The organism is Subtercola boreus, assembly GCF_003399625.1.
In the GTDB taxonomy this organism is placed as follows: Bacteria; Actinomycetota; Actinomycetes; order Actinomycetales; family Microbacteriaceae; genus Subtercola; species Subtercola boreus_C.
On record NZ_NBXA01000060.1, the window covers coordinates 1 to 4,394 of the forward strand.

The 4,394-nt window shown below is 55.4% G+C and carries 3 protein-coding genes; all 3 read right to left on the reverse strand.

Annotation, left to right across the window (positions count from 1 at the left end; translation table 11 throughout):
• Window positions 1-159: 159 nt before the first annotated feature.
• The 3 genes from B7R21_RS19870 to B7R21_RS19150 all read right to left on the reverse strand — a co-directional run bounded on the left by B7R21_RS19870 (window position 160) and on the right by B7R21_RS19150 (window position 4,326).
• Window positions 160-996: an HIRAN domain-containing protein gene (locus B7R21_RS19870; RefSeq protein ID WP_147305984.1), complete on the reverse strand. Its 837-nt coding sequence runs from the start codon at window positions 994-996 to the stop codon at window positions 160-162.
• An 89-nt stretch (window positions 997-1,085) separates the two neighbouring features.
• Entirely contained in the window at window positions 1,086-2,537 is a 1,452-nt protein-coding gene (locus B7R21_RS19145) for a DUF2130 domain-containing protein (protein WP_116284849.1), read from the reverse strand.
• Between the two features lie 145 nt (window positions 2,538-2,682).
• Window positions 2,683-4,326 (reverse strand): AAA family ATPase, encoded by a 1,644-nt coding sequence (locus B7R21_RS19150; protein ID WP_301182572.1) that lies wholly within the window; start codon window positions 4,324-4,326, stop codon window positions 2,683-2,685.
• Window positions 4,327-4,394: the final 68 nt, after the last annotated feature.

Sequence of the window (4,394 nt, forward strand, 5' to 3'; positions counted from 1 at the left end):
AGTGCAAACCCATCGAATGCAAATGCCGAATCTTTGCCCAGTCATCCAAATTGATCACCTTCCATAGTGGCTAGGTGGCCCTGTTTTCAATCGGCAGAAACGGCATCACATTCGGTCGGCGTCAACAATCAGGAATACTTTGGTCGCTGGACCACCGATTTAGGGCAAGAGTTTGTCTAGCCGTTCCTTGATTTGGCTGCCTTCTCGGCGATCTGCTGGGCTGACTCGTAGCCAGCGCTGCAGCACAGCGATCTCATTGTCGCGTTGTCCGAGTTTGCGATAGATGATCGCCGCCTGTTCCGTGTACCAGGGTGCTGGCTCGCGCCCCTCACGCGCGTTTTCCGCGCCCACTATGGCAGCATTACAAAGCCCAAGCGCTTCGATGAGTCGTCCTTCGCGCTTGAGCTGTTTGATGGGCTCCACGAGCTGCAGGTAGTGGACACCGTTGATCATTCCCGCTTCGAAGGATGCTGCTCGGGCACCGCCGCCAGCGAGAGCTTCCTCAACCATGTCGCTGATGTCAGCGTGGTGTGCAGCGGCCTTTGCCCCGGAAGACATTGGTGGCCGATTAGTCTCGGACCATTGCCACTGGGGGCGTCCCGTGCCCAACCATGCCCAGGCCTCTGCGCGCAGGCCGTTCGGAAGCTGTTCGAAAAAAACCTGCACTGGAGCGGCGCGCGCTCCTGTAACGGTGAGGGCTTGATCTTGGGCAATATATCCAGGAAGGTAGCCGATTCGTTCTCCTTCGACGAGGACGACGACAGCATGCGGATCGGCCCGGTTGTCAGGCTCTCGTTGCAGGGTCCCCAGACATTCCAGGTAGCCATCACCGGAAACTCCATGGCGTCGGGCAAGGGCTGTTATGGCGTCTTTCGCGAAGGTAGTAGTTCCGGTCAGCTGCGCAAGGGACTGCTCGCCCACCGAGAACGGTGCCTCGACGCGGACACCGCGATCGTCTTGCGTCGGTTCCTCCTGGCCTCCGAACAATCGTTTCAAGAACCCCACCGTTTGCTCCCCCTCTGCCGGAACTGCGTCCGTTCGTAGATCTATGCGCCCATATTCGAGACCCGATACTGGCTCCTGCGCTACTCCAGCTCTAGGGCGTCCGAGGTGGCAAGATCGGTGAATTTCGCCGCCATCGTCGGATTTCCACGCGTGAGGCGCTTGATCGTAAGATCCTCAGCCTTGTTGTTAGCCAGCCGGAGATTATTCTCCGAACCGAGGAGGGACTCCTTAACTTTGTGGAGGCGGTCAATCGACTTGTCGATGTCCGCGATCGCCTCTTTGAACTTCCGAGACGCCAGATCATAGTTCCGGGCGAACCCGGTCTTAAAGGTGTCGAGCTCGTTCTCGAAGTTGGTGATGTCAACGTTTTGCTCCCGCACCCGAGCAAGCTCCGTCCTGTACTCCAGGGAATTCAGCGCCGCGTTCCTCAGTAGCGTGATGATCGGGATGAACAGCTGTGGCCGAACCACGTACATCTTGGGGTACCGATGAGATACATCAACAATCCCGCCGTTATAGAGCTCGCTGTCGGGCTCGAGGAGCGACACGAGGACTGCGTACTCGCAGCCCTTCTCGGTTCGGTCACGATCAAGCTCCTTGAAGAAGTCCTCGTTCTTCTTCTTCGTCGCGGTCTCATCGCCCTCGTTCTTCATCTCGAACATCACCGAGATGAATTCCGTGCCATCGACGTCTGCCTCCCGGAAGATGTAATCGCCCTTACTCCCTGTGCGGACATCATTGTCCTTATCGAACTGAGCCCGGGGGAAGCCGGCGGAGCGGATGCGGTTGAACTCGATCTCGCAATGCTGCTCTAGTGTCTCGCCAACGAGTTTCGTCGAAAGCTTTGCCTTGAGATCTTTGTAGTACGAGATCATCTCGTCTCGCGACTTGATCTCCACAGCATGCTTGTCCTTGAGTGTCGACTCGAGCAACTTCTGCTCGGTCTCCTTCACCTCAACATCACGAGCAAGGCGGTCACGTTCCTTCTCCAGCACTCCCACCGCCTCATTGACGGCAAGCTGCTCCGCAAGATCACGAGACTTCAACTCCTCCTTGAGCCGGGCGATCTCAGCCGCTTTTTCCGCCGCTTCCACCTGCAACTTATTAGTAAGGTTCGCCTCAGCGAGTTCAACCGCGGTTTCCTTTTCTCTCCGAGCTTCCTCAAGACGCACTTCGAGGGCTTTCTGGTCAGCCTCAGTGGCCCCAAGGTCCCGGGCCAGCTTGTCCCGTTCTTTCTCGAGAGCACCGACTGCTTCGTTCACGGCGAGTTGCTTAGCGACGTCACGTGACTTCAGCTCCTCCTTGAGCCGTTCAATCTCAGCGCCCTTCGCGGCTGCGTCCTTCTCCAAGACCGCGGTGATCTTCGTCTCCGCGAGTTCGACTGCAGTCTTTTTTTCCTTCTCCACCAGCTCGAGGCGCTCATGCAGGGTCTGCTCGAACTCGCGATCGCGAACCTGCTTCAGAATGTCTGCGTAGCCGGCCTCATCGACCTTGAATGCCTTCCCACAGTCGGGGCAGATGATCTCTTGCATTGGTACAGCCTTCCAATTATTTGGAGTTGCGTTTATATCGAATCGTCTGCTCAGAACGGATGAACGTTGTGCTTGATGCTCTCAACCCACAAGATTGTCGTCGCGAGGAATTACGTTGCCTGGAAAACGGCGTTCTTGGTCCGAGTTAGACCTGTGGCGCTCCATGAATCAGTGCCTGTGCGCGCTTGCTGTACGCGAGAACTGAATCCTCATCAGCATCAGCTGAGGCAAAATCAGGGTTTGTGTCGTGATGGAATTTCCCGGCGAAGGTGTTGATGTTTTGCAGCTCAGCGACTTGTGCTTTTGCATGCACCAGAGGGCTGGGTGAAACGGCTTGGTTGACCTGATCGATGGCAGTGCCAAGCATGACATCTGGCTTGATGTGCCCGGGGTAGCGTCGGTGCAAATATCCTTCGATAAGTGGACGAAGGGCTTTGGCTGCGGTGATGTGGTCAGAGGCCTCACCTTGTACGAAAAGATCAACAGCTCGGTAGTTGGTGTAGTAGGAGGATTCGCATTCTCGATCCAAATCAACTGAGTCAAAGGCTGAATAGTCCCCCTTGGATCGACTTATTTGGATTGTCGAAACCGCCCTCTGAGCTTCTTTTCTCATCAAAGCTCTACGCAGATCTCGGAGGAAGGTTGCGTCATGAGCCATCACAATGAGCTGACTGCTCTTCTCGGCAATTTGAACGAGAAGCTCGATGGTGTATTCCCGACGCGACCTGTCCAAGCTGCTCATCGGGTCGTCAACTACGACGATCTTGTCGCTGATGAGGGGATCGGCAAGGGTTGAAGCTACAAAGAAGGCAAAGGCCATTGTTCGTTTGTCGCCCTCGCTCAGGGCTGTCGCAAAGGATGGAACGCCACCCGTCAGTTTCACTGATTTACCTCGAAGACTGATGCCGTAATCGGTTCGAGGCGCACTGCCGAGGAAGTTTGTCTTGATTTCATCAATAGCGAAGAGCGCACCCATATTTCGAAGATGCGTATTCAAGTTTGTGCGGTACTTCGTAAGAGTGTCGGTCATCTGCGTTGTCAACGATAACCGAGCTGACTTTGTTGCCTTTTCTGCGTCTTTCAACTTTGATTCGCCATCAACGAGCTGTTGAATCATGCCCAAAACCGGCTCAGAGTGACGAACCAGCGTGAGATCAAGCAGGTTCAGATCGCCCTGGATCTTCGCGACATCTTCTCCTAGCAAAGTCGTTTTAAACTCTTCGATTCGAAGTCGACTTGCGGTTACCACCTCATTACTGTCCGAAACGACCTGAGCGTACTGTCGCCACAGTCGAACCGCTTCGTCGAGGTCCTCTTGCGCGCCAACGCCCTCCGTCAATGCGGCTGACTTGTGTGCGATTAGGCCAGCTAAGAGTTCACTAAGGTTCGCCAGCGAGGTCTCGGCTAACTCATCATGAGTGTCGTCCAGGAGACTAATTCCAACAAACGGAGCCCATCGGGATAGGCGTTCGTTTGCCTGCTTGCGGTACTCAACCGTTTCTCGCAACCGAGACTCATCAGTGAAGTACGCGACATCCTGCGTTATGCGATCCAGAGCTGATCGCAACGCTCCGTAAGCGGTATTGAAGTAGCTCTGATACATCTCAATGAGAGCAACGTCTCTAGTATCTTGCCCGCAATACGGGCATGTCTCAAGACTGTCGAAGCGATGGCCTTGTCTCACCCACTCTTCTACGTGAGTGTTGAGGTTGACCCCGAATTCCGGACACTGACCAGGCGGGTTTCGCGTGTTTGCGGGCCTGTCGGGGAGGATGTCCGTGATGGGCACAAGCAAGAGGAAGACTTATACGCCGGAGTATCGCCGTGAGGCGGCGCGGCTGGTGATCGACACGGGCC

Excerpts from the sequence above, each read along its gene's own strand:
- B7R21_RS19145 (WP_116284849.1), bottom strand. The coding sequence starts at position 2,537 with ATGCAAGAGATCATCTGCCCCGACTGTGGGAAGGCATTCAAGGTCGAT.